Below are 17,540 nucleotides of genomic sequence, written 5' to 3'. Positions count from 1 at the left end.
TCGCTCACGGTGCCATCTCAGTTCGCGACTGCGGGGCTCGCAAACCCGGCTCACTCCTCACGCTCACGGTGCCATCTCAGTTCGCGACTGCGGGGCTCGCAAACCCGGCTCACTCCTCACGCTCACGGTGCAACCTTAACGACGACGGTTCCGGCGAACTTGTCGTGCAGGCACTGCTGCCAGGGCTTGTCCCAGAGCTGCCAGAAGCCGTCGAGGTAGTTGAGGAACGGCACCAGCGAGCCGGCGACGAACTCCACCAGGTACCGCTTGCCCAGCGCGCCCCGGGTCAGGGTGGCGCCCGGCTCGACCGGGACGATGCGGATCTTCATCACCTTCTTGCCGAGCGTCTGGCCGGTCCGGTGGGCGTACTCCACGTGGTAGAGCCAGTAGAAGACGAGCAGGAGCGCGAAGATCCCCAGCTCGGCGAGGAGCACCGGCAGGAAGACGTCGGTGATGAGCACCGACGGGTCGAGCTCGGCCACCGTCCCGTCCGGGCCGGGCGGCGGCATCTGGTCCACCATCCGGACCACCAGCCAGACGAAGACCGGCAGGAAGAGCACCATGGCGAGGGCGCTCGCCACCGCGGTGTCGATCAGCCAGGCGAGCAGCCGGTCGGTGAAGCTGGCGAGCGGTTGACCGTTCGGCGCCAGCGCCGGCGGCACGAATCCCGGGTACGGCGGATGCGCGGGCGGGGGGTACCCCGGCAGCCCGGCGTACGCCGGCGGGGCGTACTGCGCGGGGGGCGCGTACGGCGGTCCGGAAGGGGGCGCGAAGCCGCCGCCCGCGGGCGGGGGCCCGGCGGGCGGCGGATACGCGTTCGAGGGAGGCTGGGTCACGCGGACAGTGTTACAGGTTGCCGCGCTTCTCCTGCTCCCGCTCGATGGCCTCGAACAGGGCCTTGAAGTTGCCCTTGCCGAAGCCGAGCGAGCCGTGCCGCTCGATCAGCTCGAAGAAGACGGTCGGACGGTCCTGCACCGGCTTGGTGAAGATCTGGAGCAGGTAGCCGTCCTCGTCCCGGTCGACCAGGATCTTGCGGGACTGCAGCTCCTCGATCGGCACCCGCACCTTGCCGATCCGGGCGCGCAGCTCCGGGTCCTCGTAGTAGGAGTCCGGGGTGTCGAGGAACTCGACGCCGGCGGCCCGCATGGCGTCGACGCTGGCCAGGATGTCGTTGGTGGCCACGGCGATGTGCTGGGCGCCCGGGCCCTGGTAGAACTCCAGGTACTCGTCGATCTGCGACTTCTTGCGGGCGACGGCCGGCTCGTTGAGCGGGAACTTCACCTTGCGGGTGCCGCTCGCGACCACCTTGCTCATCAGCGCCGAGTAGTCGGTGGCGATGTCGTCACCGATGAACTCGGCCATGTTGCTGAAGCCCATGACGCGCTTGTAGAACTCGACCCACTCGTCCATCCGGCCCAGCTCCACGTTGCCGACCACGTGGTCGACGGCCTGGAAGAAGCGCTTCGGCTGGATGCCCGCGTCGATCATCGGCTGCCGGTCCACGATCGGGCCGCGGGCCACGAAGCCGGGCAGGAACGGGCCGGTGTAGCGGGACCGGTCGACCAGGGTGTGCCGGGTGTCGCCGTACGCGGCGATGGCCGCCAGCCGGACGGTGCCGTGCTCGTCGCTGAGGTCGTGCGGCTCGACCAGGCCGGTCGCGCCCTGGGCGGTGGCGTGGGCGTACGCGGCGTCCACGTCCGGCACCTCCAGCGCGATGTCGGAGACGCCGTCGCTGTGCTTCGCCACGTGCTCGGCGCCCTCGGCGTCCGGGCGGACCACGCCGGTCAGCACGAACCGGGCCGAGCCGCTGGTCAGCACGTACTGGGCGTGGTCCCGGTAGCCCTGCTCCGGGCCCCGGTACGCCACGCAGGTCATGCCGAACGCGGTGGAGTAGTAGTGGGCGGCCTGCTTGGCGTTGCCCACCAGGAAGTGCACGTGGTCGAGACCCTTGACCGGGAACGGGTCCCGGCTGATGTCGTGGTCGACGGCGCCGACGAGGGCGTCGACGTCGACCTCCTCGGTCGACTGGGGTCGGTCGATCGCCTGGGTCATGGTGGCCTCCCTTGCGTACCGGCCGGCCTCGTGGGCCGCCGTTGACTGCTGTTGTGGCGAGGATTGCTTTCCCGCCGCGGTTGGGCAACAGTTGCCAGAATTGCTGGTCAGCTTGTGCAATCCGTAAAGTGAAACCCCATGAACGCTGGTCAGGATGTACAGCTCGACGAACTGGATGCGCGGTTGCTCGAACTGCTCGCCGAGGAGCCGCGGATCGGGGTGCTGGAGTGCTCCCGCCGGCTCGGCGTGGCCCGGGGCACCGTCCAGGCTCGGCTCGACAAGCTGGTCGACCGGGGGGTGATCGTCGGCTTCGGCCCGGACATCGCCCCGGCCGCGATCGGCTTCGGGGTGACCAGCTTCGTGACCCTGGAGATCAGCCAGCGGCACGGCCACGATCCGGTCACCGCGCACCTGGCCGCCATCCCCGAGGTGCTGGAGGCGCACACCATCACCGGCTCCAGCGACCTGCTCTGCCGGATCGTGGCCCGGTCGAACACCGACCTGCAGCGGGTGATCGACCAGATCGTCTCGTCGGAGGGGATCCGGCGCGCCTCCACGATCATCGCGCTCGCCGAGCAGATCCCCTACCGCACGCTTCCCCTGGTCCGCTCCGCCGCCCGCCGGGCCCCGGCCTGACGCCTTACGCGGCCCGGCGCCCCTCTTAACACGCTGGCCGGCGCAGAAACCGGCGCGACACGCAGCCGCGCGGGCTCGGCGGCGCGGTGATCGTCGCTACCGTGTGCGGTGTGAAGGGCCTTGGCGTACGCGGCTGGTTGCTGCTGGGGCTCATCACCGTGATCGTGCTCGCCGCCACCGGCGTGTGGAACCCGTTCCCGACCATGTGGGACTGGGTCGACCGGAGCGAGCCGATCGCCGAGCCGGACGTGGTCTGGCAGCAGCGGGTCGGCGGCACGCCGAAGAGCGTCACCATCGCCGGCGACACCGTCGTCGTCGAGCAACGCACCCGGGTCGAGGCGCGCAGCCTGGCCACCGGCACCCAGCTCTGGGAGCGCAAGGCGGACTGGGCGGCGGTCGCCGGCGGCGACCGGGACCCGGTCGTCGCCGTGGGCAAGCTCCTCGTGAAGGGGTACGAACTGCTCGACCCGACCAGCGGTGCGGTGCGCCGGAGCGACGACCGGGCGGTAGCGGTCTGGACCTACCGGAACCTGTTGCTCGACGCGCGCTGCGCGGACGCCACCGACTGCACGCTGAGCGCCTGGGAACCGCGCGGCACCAAGCCGCTGTGGACCGCCTTCCTGCCCGGCGTGCACAGCGGGCTGCTCGCCGACAACCCGGACCTGCTCGGCACCCGGCGGCTGAGCGCTCCCCGGATCGACGGCGGCGTGGCCGGGCCGGAGGACGTCCCGCCGTTGCTCGGCTTCCCCGTCGACGGGCGGGTGCACGTGGTGGACACGGCCACCGGCCGGGTGCTGCAGAACGTCCAGCCCGGCCGGGAGGAGCGGCTGGCCGTGATCGGCGGCCGGCTGCTCCGGATCAACGCCACCTCCCGGGACGGCAGCTGCTACTTCGCCGTCTCCGCCGTCGACCCGGCGACCGGCCGGCAGGTGTGGCAGCGCAGCGGGGTGAACCTGCGGACCGCGGACTACGCCGGCTGCGTGCAGCGGGAGGACCCGCAGGGTGCCCGGAACGTGCTGATCGGGGTCGCCCCGGACGGCCGCGAGGCGGTGCTCGACGGGTACGACGGCCGGCTGCTCCACGTCGGCGCGGACGGTGAGAAGCTGCTCGCCGTCGACGACCGGTACGCGCTGGTGCGCAGCGCGGACAAGCGCTCGATCCTCGGCCGGGAGCTGTCGGTCGACCAAAACCGGTGGACCCGGGCCGCCGGATCGAAGAGCGGGGCGGCCCTCACCCCGTACGCGGCGGTGATCGGCGAGGAGAAGCCGTCCCGGCTGGTCGCGGTCGACCCGCGTACCGGACGGGAGCTCGCCGTGCTGCGCACCTCGGCGAACGCCCTGGCGGTCGGCCCGAACGGCATGATCATCGGGGAGGGTCGGGAGATCGGGTACGTCCGCTGGGGCGCCGGAACGTCGGTGGCGCCCCCGCCGGTCAACGACGACGGCGCGCCCGGCCCGAACCCGGATGGCAGCACCTCTGTCCCCCCGTCGGATCAGGGGAACTGCGGACCGAAGCGGGAGCTGTGCGACTCGGCGGGCAACGGCGGGTGAGAGCGGCATCCCAGGACGCCCCCGGCGGGTGCCACCGATCGACGCCGCTGCCCTAGGCTTTTCCGTCATGAGCAGTGCCGCCGCGTTCTCGTACGCCCCCTTGCTGCCGACCGGTCCCGACCACACCGAATACCGCCTGGTCACCGACGAGGGCGTCGACGTCGTCAACGGCCCGGGTGGCCGTCGCTTCCTCACCGTGGAGCCCTCCGCGCTGACCGCGCTGACCGCCGAGGCGATGCACGACATCGCCCACTTCCTGCGCCCGGCGCACCTGGCCCAGCTCCGGTCGATCATCGACGACCCGATGGCCTCGCCGAACGACCGGTTCGTCGCGCTGGACCTGCTGCGCAACGCCAACATCGCCGCCGGCGGGGTGCTGCCGATGTGCCAGGACACCGGCACCGCGATCGTGATGGGCAAGCGCGGCCGGCACGTGCTCACCGACGGCACCGACGCCGAGGCCATCTCGCGCGGCGTCTACCAGGCGTACACCCGGCTGAACCTGCGCTACTCGCAGCTCGCCCCGCTGACCATGTGGGAGGAGCGGAACACCGGCAGCAACCTGCCCGCCCAGGTGGAGCTCTACGCCGAGGACCCGGACGGGCACCCGGACGCGTACAAGTTCCTGTTCATGGCCAAGGGCGGCGGGTCGGCCAACAAGTCTTACCTCTACCAGGAGACCAAGGCGCTGTTGAACCCGACGCGGATGATGCAGTTCCTGGAGGAGAAGCTGCGGCTGATCGGCACCGCGGCCTGCCCGCCCTACCACCTGGCCATCGTCATCGGCGGCACCTCCGCCGAGTATGCGCTGAAGACCGCCAAGTACGCCTCCGCCAAGTACCTGGACACCCTGCCCACCTCCGGCTCGATGAGCGCGCACGGCTTCCGTGACCTGGAGTTGGAGGCCGAGGTGCTGGAGCTGACCCGCAACTTCGGCATCGGCGCGCAGTTCGGCGGGCGCTACTTCTGCCACGACGTGCGGGTGGTCCGGCTGCCCCGGCACGGCGCCTCCTGCCCGGTGGCGATCGCCGTCTCCTGCTCCGCCGACCGGCAGGCCGTCGCCAAGATCACTCCGTCCGGGGTATGGCTGGAGCGGCTGGAGACCGACCCGGCGCGCTACCTGCCCGACGTGACCGATGCGCAGCTCGACGCGTCCGAGGTGGTCCGGGTCGACCTCAACCGGCCGATGGACGAGATCCGCGCCGAGCTGTCGAAGTACCCGGTGAAGACCCGGCTGTCGCTGACCGGCCCGCTGGTGGTGGCCCGGGACATCGCACACGCCAAGATCGCCGAGCGGCTGGACGCCGGTGAGCCGATGCCGCAGTACCTCCGCGACCACGCCGTCTACTACGCCGGTCCGGCCAAGACCCCCGAGGGCTACGCCTCCGGCTCGTTCGGCCCGACCACGGCCGGCCGGATGGACGCGTACGTGGAGAAGTTCCAGGCGGCCGGCGGGTCGATGGTGATGCTGGCCAAGGGGAACCGCTCGGCCCAGGTCACCCGCTCCTGCCACCAGCACGGCGGCTTCTACCTCGGCTCGATCGGCGGCCCGGCCGCCCGGCTCGCCCAGGACTGCATCAAGCACGTCGAGGTGCTCGAATACCCCGAGCTCGGCATGGAGGCGGTCTGGAAGATCGAGGTGGAGGACTTCCCCGCGTTCATCGTCGTCGACGACAAGGGCAACGACTTCTTCGCCGAGGTCACCAAGCCGGTGCTCACCGTCGGGCGGCGCTGACGCGGACCCGAAAGGGGCGCCGGGTGGAATCCACCCGGCGCCCCTTCGGTTGTCCGTGGTCAGCCCTGGTCGATCCAGATCTGGTAGTACGCCGGGCCGGACGTCACCCCGGCCGCGGTGCGACTGCGCACGACCAGCTCGTGGTTGTACGGCGACCCAGCGGTCCAGCCCACCCGGGCCGTGGCGGCCACATCGGCAGCCACGATCTGCTCTGGGCCCCCGTCGAACGAGTAGACGAACTCGGTGGTGCCGGGCAGCTGGGCGGTGAAGGTGAAATCACCGGTTGTGCCGACCGTCGCGGTGCCGCCCCAGATGAACACATCGGAGGAGACCATCGGGCTCAGCGGGTCCACGCGGAACGAGTAGAAGTCCGGATCAGTGGTCACCCCGTCGGCCGTCCGGGCCCGCACCTGCAGCTCGGTCCAGCCGCCCCACATCTCGTCGTAGGTACCGCTCGGCGTCCACTCGATGGTGGCCGTGCCGTCCGATCCCGCCGCGACGGTCCGCTCCGGCTCGCCGCGGAACGTGTAGACGTACGAGGTGACACCGGTGCTGCCCTCGTGCGGGCGGAAGGTGAAGGTGCCCGGCACGCCCGGGCCACCGCCGGTGCCGTTGCGGGGGTAGACCGCGGACTCGGCCGTCGGCGCGAGCGAGGCCACCTCGAACGACAGGTCGGCGGTGGCCGACTCGTCGCCGTCGGCGGTCCGGCTGAACACCTGGATGCTGTGCCAGTACGCCGACTCCGGGGTGTAGCTGACTGTCGCGCTGCCGTCCTCGCCGGCCGGCACGGTCACCTGCTCACCCCAGTTGATCGAGTAGACGTACTCGGCGACGCCGTCCATGCCCGGCTTGAAGACGAAGCTGCCCTTGGTGCCGACCGGCGCGCCGACCGACCCGTCCAGCGGCCACTGCGCCGAGCTGACCAGGGGCTCGCTCCGGACGTAGAAGTTGTAGGCGGCGTCCCCGGAGACCAGGCCATCCCGGGTGCGGCTGCGTACGTGCAGGGTGTTCCACGCCGTCGTCGGCGTCACCACGGCGGTGGCCCGGCCCTCGGCGTCGGCCCCCACGGTGTGCTCCGCGCCGTCGTTGAGCTGCCAGACATACTCCACCACGCCCGTCATGTTCGGCGCGAACGTGAAGGTGCGGGGGTGGCCCAGCCGCGCATCCGGGTCGCCATCGGTGACCGTCGGCGCCGTGTTGCGCACGATGAACTCGTAGACGGTGTCCGGGGAGCGGTTGCCGGTCTTGTCCACGGTCTGCACGTACAGGCGGGTCGGGCCGTCCTGCTCCGGCGTGATGGAGACCGTCGCAGTGCCCGTCGCGTCGGCGGCGACGTACGTCGTCGCGTACCAGAAGCCGTACCGGAAACCAGCGACGTCGTCGGCGCCGGTGGCGGTGAAGGTGAACTGGCCGGGGATGCCGACGCCGCCGGACCCGGGCCAGTTCCAGCCGGACGGGTAGTCGGTCGAGGTGACCTTGGGCGTCGGCGGGACCTTGGTGTCGACGGTGAACCGGCACTCCGGCGACCAGCCGGAGTCCGCCCGCTGGTCGGCGGCCTTCACCGCGAAGGCGTACGTGCCGGCGTTGACCATCAGCCCGGGCTGGACCGCGTAGGTGAACCGGGCCGGCGCGTACCTCGAGTACGACGTCCACTCGGTCCGCTGCTCCGGCCGGTCGACCGGCCACCAGGCGAAGGTGGCCGTCACCTGGTCGCCTGCGTGGCCGTCCACCATGTCGGGGTCGGTCACCTCGGCCGAGAAGGTCGGCGTGGTGGTGCCGATCCGCAGGCCGTCGGCGCAGGCCAGGCCCGAGACGGTCAGCTTCCCCGGCACGTTCGGTGCGGCGTTCGCGGTCAGCGAGATGCCCGGCCGCTTGATCCGCCGGCTGAGGTGCTTGCCCTCCTCGTGGTCCCCGGCGATCCGGGCCATCAGGGTGAGCGAGTCCCGCCCCTCGTCGACAGCCCGCTGCACCGCCGCGGTGACCAGCATCTCCAGATAGCTCGCGGGGCACGGGGTGAAGTCGGGGGCCAGATCGCCGACCTTCTCGCGGACCGCTGGGGCGTCCGCCCAGGTGGGGGTGGCCGCCGGGGTGTCGGTACGCCACAGCTCCAGCTCGCGCGGCTTGGTGCAGTCGTCGACCGCGGTCTCGCCCGTCTGCAGCTCGGCGTTGACGATCTCCTTGCCCAGGTAGGGCGTGAGATCGAAGGTGAAGTAGGCCCGCGAGGTGTGCTTGGCCCCGTCCGCCTCCCAGGTCCCGACCGGCGCTTCCGCGCCGGCGGCGATCGGGAAGGCCGTCGTGGGCTGGCGAGCGTCGATGTAACTCATGCTGGTCGGCACGACCCAGCGGCTCACGCCGGCAGCGGCCGGCTGGCCGGTGACGGCCAGGGCGCCTGCGGTGGTGAGCAGGGCCGAGAGGCCCATGGTGAGGAAACGGCGCGGTACGCGCCACCGGCGTGCGGTGGGCACGCCGGGGGAACCCCCGTTGACGTGCAAGGTGAGTGCCTCCGAATGGAGTGAAGGAATTTTCACGATCTTAAGTGAATAACTGCGTGGGTCGCCCCCGACTTTCGGCCAGGCCGTGGCAGCCGTCGTCCCGCTCAATGACGTCGGTGCGCCCGCCGGGAGGGGGGATTCCCAGCGGGCGCACCGCCCCCGTCGGATGTCGTCGCCGACAACCCGGGAAGAGTCTCGGGGCTGGCGCTGTCGATCCGCTATCAGATCGCTATCGTCCGGGCGCGGCGACCTGTGACCGCCGGGCTACTCTGCTCGAAGTTGCACAGGAAGGCGTACGGGAAGCAGATGCGGTTCGGGATCCTGGGACCCCTGCGGGTGGGCGATGGCGAGGCCACCGTCACCGCGGGCCGGGACCGGACCGTGCTCGCCATGCTGTTGCTGCGCAACGGCCGGGTGGTGCCCATCGAGGAACTGGTCGACGCGCTCTGGGAGGAGCGACCGCCGGCCACCGCCCGCGCCCAGCTCCAGATCTGCGTGTCGCGGCTGCGGCAGCGGCTCGCCCTGCTCGGGCTGCCGCCCGAGACCATCGTCACCGACCCGGTCGGCTACGGCATCCGGGTCGACCCGGCCGATCTGGACGCGGCGGCCTTCGCCCGTACGGTCGAGGCCGGTCGGGCCGCCGTGGCCGCCGGCCAGCCCACCGAGGCGCGCCAGCACTACCGGGCCGCGCTGGCCCTCTGGCGCGGCCCGGCGCTGAGCGGGATCGCCAGCCGACGCGTACGGCGCCGGGCGCAGGCCCTCGACGAGCAGCGCATCGCCACGCTGGAGGACTGCGTCGACGTCGAACTGCGGCTGCACCAGGCAGCCGACCTGATCGACGAACTGGCCGAGAGCGTGGAGCGGCATCCGCTGCGGGAGCGGCTGCGCGGCCAGCTCATGCTCGCGCTGTCCGCGGTCGGCCGGCAGGCGGACGCGCTCGCCGTCTATCGCGAGGGCCGCCGAATCTACGCCGAGGAGCTGGGCATCGAGCCCGGTGCCGCGCTGCAGGAGCTGCACCAGCGGGTGCTCGCCGGGGAAACGGCGTTCGGCGCTCCGGCGAGCCCGGCCGCGGTGCCGGTCCGCTCGCTGCCCCGGGCGATCAGCGACTTCACCGGGCGGCAGCAGACCGTCGCCCGGCTGGTGAAGGAGATCGAGGAGGACGGGGCCCGGGTCCAGCTCATCGACGGGATGGCCGGCAGCGGCAAGACCACTCTGGCCGTACACGTGGCGACCGCCCTGGGTGACCGCTACCCCGACGCGCACGTCTTCATCGACCTGCACGGGCACAGCGAGCGCAACCCACTGGCCCCGGCCGCGGCGGTGGCGGTGCTGCTCCGCCAGCTCGGTGTGCCGCCCGAGCGGGTACCGCTCGACCTCGACGACCGGCTGGCGATGTGGCGCAGCGAGCTGGCCGACCGGCGGGCCCTGGTGGTGCTCGACAACGCGGCCGACAGCGTGCAGGTGGCGCCGCTGCTGCCCAACGGGCCGGACAATCTCGTCCTGATCACCAGCCGGCGTCGGCTGATCGGGCTCGACGACGGGCGGCCGTCGTCCCTCCCGGTGCTGAAGCCCGACGAGGCGGTCGAGTTGCTCGCCCGGATCGCCGGCCCGGACCGGGTGGCCGCCGAGCCGGAGGCCGCCGCCGAGGTGGTCCGCCGTTGTGGTCACCTGCCACTGGCGATCCGGTTGGCCGGCACCCGCCTGGCGCACCGTCCGACGTGGCGGATCGCGGACCTGGCCGAGCGCCTGGCGGCCGGACGGGACCCCCTGGCTGAGCTTGCGGCCGGCGAGCGCTCCGTCGGGCAGGCCTTCGCCCTCTCGTACGCCCAGGTGTCGCCTCCGGCGCAGCGGCTCTTCCGGCTGCTCGGGCTGCATCCCGGCGTCCGGTTCGACAACCGGGTGGCTGCGGCGCTCGCCGAGTTGCCCCTATCCGATGTGCCGGATCTGCTCGACGAACTGGTCGACGCCCATCTGGCGGAGGAGGTGGAGCCGGGCCGGTACCGGCTGCACGATCTGCTGCGGGAGTATGCCCGAGGGCTGCTGACGGATCCGGATCGAGCCGGCGAGTGCCGAGCCGGGATGGAACGGCTGCTCGATCACCACCTGCACGTGGCGGCTGCGATCGCCCGGACGATGGAACTGGTCGTCACCGACGCCCTGGACCGCCTGCCACCGCCGCCGCGCCCCGACCTGGTCGCGGCCACTCTGGACCAGGGCCGTAGCTGGTTCGACGAGAACCGGGCGGCGTTGACCGCCCTGGTCCGGCTCGCCGAGACCGAGGGCTTCCTCCGGCACTGCTGGCAGCTGGCCCGGGTGTGCTGGCGGTCGTACTTCGACGGGGGTCATCTCGACGAGTTGGTCGAGACGCACACCATCGCCCTGCGTGCCGCGGAGGCGCTGCGCGACGACGGGGCGGCGGCGATGACCATGAACTACCTCGCGTCGGCCCACTACCGGCTGGCCCGGTTCGCCGAGGCGATCCGGCTGATGGAGGCCGTCCTCGACCGGTACCGCCGCGCCGGCCTGCACCGGGACCTGCGGATCATGCTGGGCAACCTGGGCGGCGCATACCTCAGCGGCGACGAGTATCGCCGCGCCGAGGAGTGCATCCAGGCCGCGGTACGACTGGCCCGCTACCCGGACGAGACCGGGGTGCTGGGGAGCCTGCTCAACAACCTGTCGATGGCACTGCTGCACCACGGCCGCTACGAGGAGGCGCTACGGACCGCCAGGCACCAGCTCCTGCTCCCCCGGCGCGGCCCCGACCTGCGCATGTCGGCCAACGCCCTCGGGCACCTCGGGATGATCCGGCACCGGATGGGGGACCTGGTGCCCGCCCGGCGGCTGCTGGGACTGGCGTTGCTACTCAAGCGCAGGGAGCACAACCGGTTCGGCGAGGGCGAGGTGCTCAACGAGATCGGGGTGATGGAACGCCGCGCGGGGCGCCCCGGGCAGGCGGCGCTCCGGCACCGCGAGGCGTTGCTGGCGATGACCGGGGCCGGTGACCGGAGCGGCCAGTGCGCGTCCCGCAACCTGCTGGCCCGCGCGCTGTTCGACCAGGGGGACGGGCCGGGGGCGCTCGACCTGCATCGCCGGGTCCTCCAGGACGCCACCAAGCTCGGGCTCCGCTACGAGCAGGCCCGGGCACTGGACGGGATGGCCCGCTGCCTGCGCGCCACCGATCCGCAGGCCGCCCGGACGTACGCGAGCCGGGCGCTGGCCCTGTTCCGGCAGGTCGAGTCCCCGGACCAGCAGAGCACGGCAAGACTGCTCGCGGAGTTGAGCTGACGAGCGCGGCCCCGACCAGCTTTCCCTGCGGTCCGGCGATCAGCGCGGCAGGATGGTACGCGTGACGACTCCAGAGGCGACCGGCTACCGGATCGAACGCGACTCGATGGGCGAGGTGGAGGTCCCAGCCGAGGCGTTGTGGCGGGCGCAGACCCAGCGTGCGGTGCAGAACTTTCCGATCTCGGGGCGGGGCCTGGAACCGGCCCAGATCAAGGCGCTGGCGCAGATCAAGGGGGCCGCCGCCCAGGTCAACGGCGAGCTGGGGGTGATCGAGGCGGACGTGGCCGAGGCGATCACCACCGCCGCCGCGCACGTGGCCGACGGCGGCTACGACGACCAGTTCCCGGTCGACGTCTTCCAGACCGGCTCCGGCACGTCGTCCAACATGAACGCCAACGAGGTGATCGCCACGCTGGCCAGCCGGGAGCTGGGCCGGAACGTGCACCCGAACGACGACGTCAACGCCTCGCAGTCCAGCAACGACGTGTTCCCGACGTCGATCCACCTGGCCGCCACCCAGTTCGTGGTGGAGGATCTGATCCCCTCGTTGAAGCACCTGGCCGGGGCGCTGGAGGAGAAGGCGGCCGAGTTCGAGACCGTGGTCAAGGCCGGACGTACCCACCTGATGGACGCCACCCCGGTCACGCTGGGCCAGGAGTTCGGCGGGTACGCCGCCCAGGTCCGCTACGGCATCGAGCGGCTGGAGTCCGCGCTGCCGCGGCTGGCCGAGCTGCCGCTCGGCGGCACCGCCGTCGGCACCGGCATCAACACCCCGCTCGGCTTCGCCGGCCGGGTGATCGAGAAGCTGCGCGAGTCGACCGGGCTGCCGCTGACCGAGGCGCGCAACCACTTCGAGGCGCAGGGCGCCCGGGACGCGCTGGTGGAGACCTCCGGCCAGCTCCGCACCATCGCGGTCGGCCTGTACAAGATCGCCAACGACATCCGCTGGATGGGCTCCGGCCCCCGGGCCGGCCTGCGGGAGCTGCGCATCCCCGATCTCCAACCCGGCTCGTCGATCATGCCCGGCAAGGTGAACCCGGTGGTCGCCGAGGCGATGCGGCAGGTCTGTGCGCAGGTCATCGGCAACGACGCCACGGTCGCGTTCGCCGGTTCGCAGGGCGACTTCGAGCTGAACGTGATGCTCCCGGTGATGGGCCGCAACCTGCTGGAGTCGATCAAGCTGCTGGCCGCGTCGAGCCGCCTCTTCGCCGACCGCCTGGTGGTCGGCCTGGTCGCGGACGCCGAGGTCTGCCTGGCGTACGCCGAGGGCTCGCCGTCGATCGTCACCCCGCTCAACCGCCACCTCGGGTACGACGAGGCCGCCTCGATCGCCAAGGAGGCGCTGGCCAGGCAGGTCTCGATCCGGGAGGTGGTGCTCTCCCGGGGGCACGTCGCCTCGGGCAAGCTCAGTGAGGCCCAGCTCGACGAGGCCCTGGACCTGCTCCGGATGACCCACCCCTGACCCGGTTCACGGCACGCCTCGCCGCCGTGCCCACCCGAGGAAGCGGTCGAAGAGCGCGGCCGGGTCGGGCGGGTCGTTCGGATGCAGGAGATACAGGTCGGCCGTCGCCTCGTGCAGGACCCCGCACAGGTAGACGGCGAGGGCGACCGGGTCGTCGGCGTACTCCCGGACGAGGGTGAGGCGGGCGGCGGCGCACGGCCACGGGGTCGCACAGGACCGGCAGAGCCAGAGTGGGCGCAGCGGCAGGTGCGGCCGCGCCGGCGCCGTCGGGCCGGTCACCACCGGCCGCCGTTGGCCCGCCAGGACTGGGCGAGGGTGAGCCGCCCGGCGCGGCCGACCTGCGGGTTCGCCACCGTGGCGTTGGCCCACGCTGGGCGGCTCGGCTCCCCGGGGGCGGCGTGCTCGATCGGCACGGCCGCATGCCGGTCCGGGCAGGTGCGCCAGCGTAGGCCGCAGGAGCAGTACCGGCGCAGGCCGCGCCAGGTCCGGCGGTGGCGGGGCGCGAGGGGGACCGGGCGCTGGTTCGAGGACGACCGGGGCATGGCTTTGTCCCTCCTGTGGAGCTGAATCGTTTGCGACATCACCCCGGCTGGTGGGACCGCCCCGCCGGGGGAGCGGGCGGTCCCACTGCGATCGCGCCGGCCCCTCTGGGGATGAGCGGCGGGCGTCGCGCTTCACAGTCTGGTGAGGACACCGCTACGGTCGGAAGGGTTTGTCCGCGCTGTCCGAGGGCCTATGGGGTGGGCCGATTCGCCGGTGGCGCGGCGCTGGAGTCGATCAATCGGTTCCTGGAGGGCGGCTGGAGATGGCGGGTGGGCAGATGACCGCGGCGGCGTTCCTGGTGGCGGAACTACGCCGGGCACGGGTTCGTCGGGGCTGGAGTCAGGACGAGCTGGCGAAAGCGGTCAACTACTCACCGTCGATGATCAGCGCGGTGGAACTGGGCCAGCAGCCGCCCACACCCAAATACCTGGAACAGTTCGACAAGGCTCTCGACACCGGTGGCCTCTTCGGCCGTATGCTCACCGACCTGGTCAGCCTCGACCGAGCCCAGCCCTGGATCCTCGGCTGGCGGGCGATCCTGGCGGAATCGTGGGCCCTGCGCTGGTTCGACCCGCTCCACGTTCCAGGTTTGTTGCAGACCGAGCTGTATGCGCGAGCAGTCTTCGAATCCGATCCGCTGCTCAACCCCGACGAAGTCGAGCGGCGGCTCGCCGACCGGATGGACAGCCAAGGGGTGCTCTACGCCGAGCGCCCACCTCGGCTCGTGGCTGTGATGGACGAGGCGGTGCTGCGACGGCGGGTGGGCGGTCGAAAGGTCATGTGCGACCAGGTGTTGCACCTGGCCCGCCTCGCCGCCGAGCATCCGCACGTCCGGATCCACGTCGTGCCGTGGGCTGCAGAGGAGTATCCAGGCCTGAACGGCCCATTCATCCTCGCCAGCATGGCTGACGGAGTGGAGTTGGCCTTCCTCGGTGGCCAGATCGGCGGGCAGGAGCTGGACAGGTCGGCTGATCTCATGCGACTGCAACGGACCTGGGAGGCTACCCTCGCCGTGGCACTGCCGCCGCAGGAATCGATCGAGCGGCTGAGGGAAGTGGCGGAATCATGGAGTTGACCGGTGCCCGGTGGCGTAAGAGCCGTCGGAGTGGTTCCAACGACCAGTGCGTCGAGGTGGCGACGAACTTGCCGGGCGTGGTCGGGGTGCGGGACAGCAAGGACCCGGCCGGGCCGGTGCTCGCCTTCGACCCGTACGCCTGGCGCGCCTTCGTCGCGGCACCGCCGCGCTGACGCGACCACCTTGCCCGGCGCAAAGGCCGGCTGCGGTGCGTCCTTCCACCTGACCTTCGACGACCCGATCCAGGGGACCGAGCACGGCGAGGTCGAGTGCGAGCTGCGCCGGGAGGACTGGCCCCGGGCAGGTCAGGAGTGGGCCGCCGCCTTGCGGGCCCGGTAGGCGCTCACGGCGGCACGGTTGCCGCAGCCGGTGTCGCAGAACCGGCGGGACCGGTTCTTCGAGAGGTCGACCAGCACCTTGTCGCAGTCCGGGTGGTCGCACAGGCGTAGTCGGCTGAGCTCACCGGTGCGGACCAGGTCGGCCATCGCCATGGCGGCCTCGACGGCCATCCGGGTCGCCAGCGGCGCGTCGCGCGGCACGGCGTGCAGGTGGTACGGCTCGCCGTCGTGCCGGATGAGCTGGGGCAGCGCGTGCGACTCGCGAAGCAGCCCGTTGACGATGGCCACCACCTCGTCGGTGTCGGCGTACCAGATCCGGCGGAGCCGGGGGCGCAGCGCGCGGACCTCGCGCAGCTCCGCGTCGGTGTGCTCGTGCCGGCCGGACCAGCCGTGCGCGGCGATGAACTCGTCGAGGGCGGGCACGTCGGGCAGGCCCTCCCGGTCCGGCCCGGCGGTGTTCACCAGTCCCGCGGCGGCGACCAGGCCACACTCGGTGTCATGGGCGAATAGCAACTTGACTCCTGTCAGGATGCCGGCCTAGCGTCATCAGCATAACCATGTTTCACCAATGACCGGTCGTTCGATCAAGGAGCTGTCGATGCGTGAACGGTCCGGCGTCGGCCTCGGCCTGGCCCTGCTCTCCGCGCTCACGTTCGCCACCTCGGGCAGCTTCGCCCGTTCCCTGATCGCCGGCGACTGGTCCGCCGAGGCGGTGGTGCTGGCCCGGGTCGGCATCGCGGCGCTGGTGCTGGCCGTGCCGGCGCTGCTGGCACTGCGCGGGCGGTGGCCGGTGCTGCGGCGCAACGCCGGCACGATCGTCGTGTTCGGACTGCTCGGGGTGGCGGTGGCCCAGGCGTGCTTCTTCAACGCGGTCCGCTACCTGCCGGTCGGTGTCGCGCTCCTGCTGGAATATCTGGGCATCGTGCTGGTGGTCGGCTGGATGTGGCTGGTCCACGGCCAGCGACCCCGACTGCTCACCGTGATCGGGTCGCTAACCGCGCTCGGCGGGCTGGTGTTCGTGCTGGACCTGACCGGCGCCGGACGGCTCGACCCGATCGGGGTGCTCTGGGGGCTCGGCGCCGGGGTCGGGCTGGCCGGCTACTACGTCATCGCCGGTCGGGTGGACGCCGCGCTGCCGTCCGTGGTGATGGCGAGCGGCGGGATGGCCATCGGCGCGCTGGCACTCGCCCTGCTCGGCATGGCCCGGCTGCTGCCGCTGCGGGCCGACACCGCCGACGTCACCTTCGCCGGGCACCAGGTGAGCTGGCTGGTGCCGATCGCCGGGCTGTCGTTGATCGCCGCGGTGGTCGCGTATCTGGCCGGGGTCGCGGGAGCCCGGCTGCTCGGCGCGCGCCTGTCCTCCTTCGTCGGGCTGACCGAGGTGATGTTCGCGGTGCTGATCGCCTGGCTGGTGCTGGCCGAACTGCCGACCGCTGTCCAGCTGCTCGGCGGGGCCTTGATCGTGGTCGGGGTCGCCCTGGTCCGGCTGGACGAGCTGCGCACGCCGGAGACGGTCCCGGCGGCCCCGGCCGAGCCAGCGCTGGCCGGCGAGCGGTGAGCGCACCGCGTACCGCGGTCGTCTTCGACGCCGACGAGACCCTGATCGACCTGCGCCCGGCGGTCACCGGCGCGTTGGTGGCCGTGCTCGAGGAGATGCGGCGGTGGACCCCGGCGGCCGCCGAGGTCTCCCTGGCGGACCTGGAGTCGGACTGGGGTGCGGTGTTCGGCGCGCTGAGCGCCGCGCCGGTGCAGGAGATCCGGCGGGCGGCGCTGGCCCGGTCGCTGGCCCGGGCCGGCCTCGACGAGCACCTGGACGAGTTCGCCGCGCTCTTCTTCGCCCGCCGCTTCGCGCTGAGCCGGCCGTTCCCGGACGCGGTGCCCGCGCTGGCCGCGCTGCGCCCGCGGCACCTGCTGGGCCTGGCCACCAACGGCAACAGCCGCGCCGAACGCTGCGGGCTCGCCGGCCAGTTCACCTTCGAGCTGTACGCGCACGAGAACGGCCTGCCGAAGAAGCCCGCGCCGGAGTTCTACGCCGCCGTGGTGACGGCGGCCGGACTGCCGCCCGAGCGGATCGTGTACGTGGGGGACTCGCCAGCGCACGACGTGGTGGCGGCGCAGCGCGTCGGACTGCGCGCCGTCTGGCTGAACCGGGCCGGCCTGCCCCGCCCCTCCGGGTTGACCCCGGACGCCGAGGTGTCCACGCTCGCCGACCTCCCCGACCTCCTTCTCGATCTCCTCGCCCGCCCCTGACTCGTCCTCCGGCCCTCAGCCGCACCCTCCCGCCGCGGGGCCCGCGCCGGCGCCGCGACCGCGGACCGTGTCGGCGATGTGGCGGTATCCAGGTGCCCGGGATACCGCCACATCGACGT

Annotated in this window: 16 protein-coding genes; 10 read left to right on the top strand and 6 right to left on the bottom strand. The window is 72.1% G+C overall.

Features of this window, described 5'->3' with window-relative positions; all coding sequences use genetic code 11:
• Window positions 1-122: 122 nt before the first annotated feature.
• Together ACFYML_RS02415 and hppD are read right to left on the bottom strand one after the other, a co-directional pair.
• Window positions 123-836: an RDD family protein gene (locus ACFYML_RS02415; RefSeq protein ID WP_387418883.1), complete on the bottom strand. Its 714-nt coding sequence runs from the start codon at window positions 834-836 to the stop codon at window positions 123-125.
• A gap of 10 nt (window positions 837-846) precedes the next feature.
• Complete coding sequence (hppD, locus tag ACFYML_RS02410) at window positions 847-2,052, bottom strand: 4-hydroxyphenylpyruvate dioxygenase (RefSeq protein ID WP_387418882.1); 1,206 nt, start codon at window positions 2,050-2,052, stop codon at window positions 847-849.
• A gap of 138 nt (window positions 2,053-2,190) precedes the next feature.
• Between hppD and ACFYML_RS02405 the strand changes: the two genes are divergently transcribed.
• The 3 genes from ACFYML_RS02405 to ACFYML_RS02395 all read left to right on the top strand — a co-directional run bounded on the left by ACFYML_RS02405 (window position 2,191) and on the right by ACFYML_RS02395 (window position 5,973).
• Window positions 2,191-2,688 (top strand): Lrp/AsnC family transcriptional regulator, encoded by a 498-nt coding sequence (locus ACFYML_RS02405; RefSeq protein ID WP_387418881.1) that lies wholly within the window; start codon window positions 2,191-2,193, stop codon window positions 2,686-2,688.
• A gap of 152 nt (window positions 2,689-2,840) precedes the next feature.
• Window positions 2,841-4,238, top strand: a complete 1,398-nt coding sequence (locus tag ACFYML_RS02400; protein ID WP_387419019.1) for a PQQ-binding-like beta-propeller repeat protein — start codon at window positions 2,841-2,843, stop codon at window positions 4,236-4,238.
• Window positions 4,239-4,305: 67 nt separating this feature from the next.
• On the top strand, window positions 4,306-5,973 hold the full coding sequence (locus tag ACFYML_RS02395; RefSeq protein ID WP_387418880.1) for a fumarate hydratase: 1,668 nt from the start codon (window positions 4,306-4,308) through the stop codon (window positions 5,971-5,973).
• Window positions 5,974-6,032: 59 nt separating this feature from the next.
• Here the strand turns inward: ACFYML_RS02395 and ACFYML_RS02390 are convergent, their stop codons facing one another.
• Window positions 6,033-8,438: a hypothetical protein gene (locus ACFYML_RS02390; protein ID WP_387418879.1), complete on the bottom strand. Its 2,406-nt coding sequence runs from the start codon at window positions 8,436-8,438 to the stop codon at window positions 6,033-6,035.
• A 333-nt stretch (window positions 8,439-8,771) separates the two neighbouring features.
• Between ACFYML_RS02390 and ACFYML_RS02385 the strand changes: the two genes are divergently transcribed.
• Together ACFYML_RS02385 and ACFYML_RS02380 are read left to right on the top strand one after the other, a co-directional pair.
• Complete coding sequence (locus ACFYML_RS02385) at window positions 8,772-11,753, top strand: BTAD domain-containing putative transcriptional regulator (RefSeq protein WP_387418878.1); 2,982 nt, start codon at window positions 8,772-8,774, stop codon at window positions 11,751-11,753.
• A 52-nt stretch (window positions 11,754-11,805) separates the two neighbouring features.
• On the top strand, window positions 11,806-13,215 hold the full coding sequence (locus ACFYML_RS02380) for a class II fumarate hydratase (protein WP_387418877.1): 1,410 nt from the start codon (window positions 11,806-11,808) through the stop codon (window positions 13,213-13,215).
• 6 nt (window positions 13,216-13,221) lie between these two features.
• Here ACFYML_RS02380 and ACFYML_RS02375 read toward each other — a convergent pair whose 3' ends face one another.
• On the bottom strand, window positions 13,222-13,497 hold the full coding sequence (locus ACFYML_RS02375; RefSeq protein ID WP_387418876.1) for a hypothetical protein: 276 nt from the start codon (window positions 13,495-13,497) through the stop codon (window positions 13,222-13,224).
• Window positions 13,491-13,757 (bottom strand): hypothetical protein, encoded by a 267-nt coding sequence (locus ACFYML_RS02370; protein ID WP_387418875.1) that lies wholly within the window; start codon window positions 13,755-13,757, stop codon window positions 13,491-13,493. Before ACFYML_RS02370 ends, ACFYML_RS02375 begins: the two co-directional genes overlap by 7 nt.
• 263 nt (window positions 13,758-14,020) lie before the next feature.
• On the opposite strand from ACFYML_RS02370, the gene ACFYML_RS02365 reads away from it, so the two are divergent.
• Genes ACFYML_RS02365 through ACFYML_RS02355 form a run of 3 tightly spaced genes read left to right on the top strand, consistent with a single transcriptional unit; the run spans window position 14,021 to window position 15,172 of the window.
• Window positions 14,021-14,833 carry a Scr1 family TA system antitoxin-like transcriptional regulator gene (locus ACFYML_RS02365; protein ID WP_387419018.1) on the top strand — a complete coding sequence of 271 codons (813 nt, stop codon included), beginning with the start codon at window positions 14,021-14,023 and terminating at the stop codon, window positions 14,831-14,833.
• Complete coding sequence (locus ACFYML_RS02360; protein WP_387418874.1) at window positions 14,824-15,006, top strand: DUF397 domain-containing protein; 183 nt, start codon at window positions 14,824-14,826, stop codon at window positions 15,004-15,006. Before ACFYML_RS02365 ends, ACFYML_RS02360 begins: the two co-directional genes overlap by 10 nt.
• A 10-nt stretch (window positions 15,007-15,016) precedes the next feature.
• On the top strand, window positions 15,017-15,172 hold the full coding sequence (locus ACFYML_RS02355) for a hypothetical protein (protein ID WP_387418873.1): 156 nt from the start codon (window positions 15,017-15,019) through the stop codon (window positions 15,170-15,172).
• Here ACFYML_RS02355 and ACFYML_RS02350 read toward each other — a convergent pair.
• Window positions 15,139-15,684: a CGNR zinc finger domain-containing protein gene (locus tag ACFYML_RS02350; protein WP_387418872.1), complete on the bottom strand. Its 546-nt coding sequence runs from the start codon at window positions 15,682-15,684 to the stop codon at window positions 15,139-15,141. The genes ACFYML_RS02355 and ACFYML_RS02350 overlap by 34 nt on opposite strands.
• An 85-nt stretch (window positions 15,685-15,769) precedes the next feature.
• Here ACFYML_RS02350 and ACFYML_RS02345 point away from each other — a divergent pair, with 85 nt between their 5' ends.
• Together ACFYML_RS02345 and ACFYML_RS02340 are read left to right on the top strand one after the other, a co-directional pair.
• Complete coding sequence (locus tag ACFYML_RS02345; RefSeq protein ID WP_387418871.1) at window positions 15,770-16,729, top strand: DMT family transporter; 960 nt, start codon at window positions 15,770-15,772, stop codon at window positions 16,727-16,729.
• A complete protein-coding gene (locus tag ACFYML_RS02340; protein ID WP_387418870.1) occupies window positions 16,726-17,421 on the top strand; it encodes an HAD family hydrolase in 696 nt (231 codons plus the stop codon). Before ACFYML_RS02345 ends, ACFYML_RS02340 begins: the two co-directional genes overlap by 4 nt.
• Window positions 17,422-17,540 lie beyond the last annotated feature (119 nt).

Source organism: Micromonospora sp. NPDC007230, assembly GCF_042869115.1.
GTDB lineage: Bacteria > Actinomycetota > Actinomycetes > Mycobacteriales > Micromonosporaceae > Micromonospora.
Note: the sequence above shows the minus strand (reverse complement) of the source record. Positions and strands in the feature narration are given on the sequence as shown.

Excerpts from the sequence above, each read along its gene's own strand:
- hppD (WP_387418882.1), bottom strand. The coding sequence starts at position 2,052 with ATGACCCAGGCGATCGACCGACCCCAGTCGACCGAGGAGGTCGACGTC.
- ACFYML_RS02405 (WP_387418881.1), top strand. The coding sequence starts at position 2,191 with ATGAACGCTGGTCAGGATGTACAGCTCGACGAACTGGATGCGCGGTTG.
- ACFYML_RS02395 (WP_387418880.1), top strand. The coding sequence starts at position 4,306 with ATGAGCAGTGCCGCCGCGTTCTCGTACGCCCCCTTGCTGCCGACCGGT.
- ACFYML_RS02385 (WP_387418878.1), top strand. The coding sequence starts at position 8,772 with ATGCGGTTCGGGATCCTGGGACCCCTGCGGGTGGGCGATGGCGAGGCC.
- ACFYML_RS02380 (WP_387418877.1), top strand. The coding sequence starts at position 11,806 with ATGGTACGCGTGACGACTCCAGAGGCGACCGGCTACCGGATCGAACGC.
- ACFYML_RS02370 (WP_387418875.1), bottom strand. The coding sequence starts at position 13,757 with ATGCCCCGGTCGTCCTCGAACCAGCGCCCGGTCCCCCTCGCGCCCCGC.
- ACFYML_RS02365 (WP_387419018.1), top strand. The coding sequence starts at position 14,021 with ATGGCGGGTGGGCAGATGACCGCGGCGGCGTTCCTGGTGGCGGAACTA.
- ACFYML_RS02360 (WP_387418874.1), top strand. The coding sequence starts at position 14,824 with ATGGAGTTGACCGGTGCCCGGTGGCGTAAGAGCCGTCGGAGTGGTTCC.
- ACFYML_RS02345 (WP_387418871.1), top strand. The coding sequence starts at position 15,770 with ATGCGTGAACGGTCCGGCGTCGGCCTCGGCCTGGCCCTGCTCTCCGCG.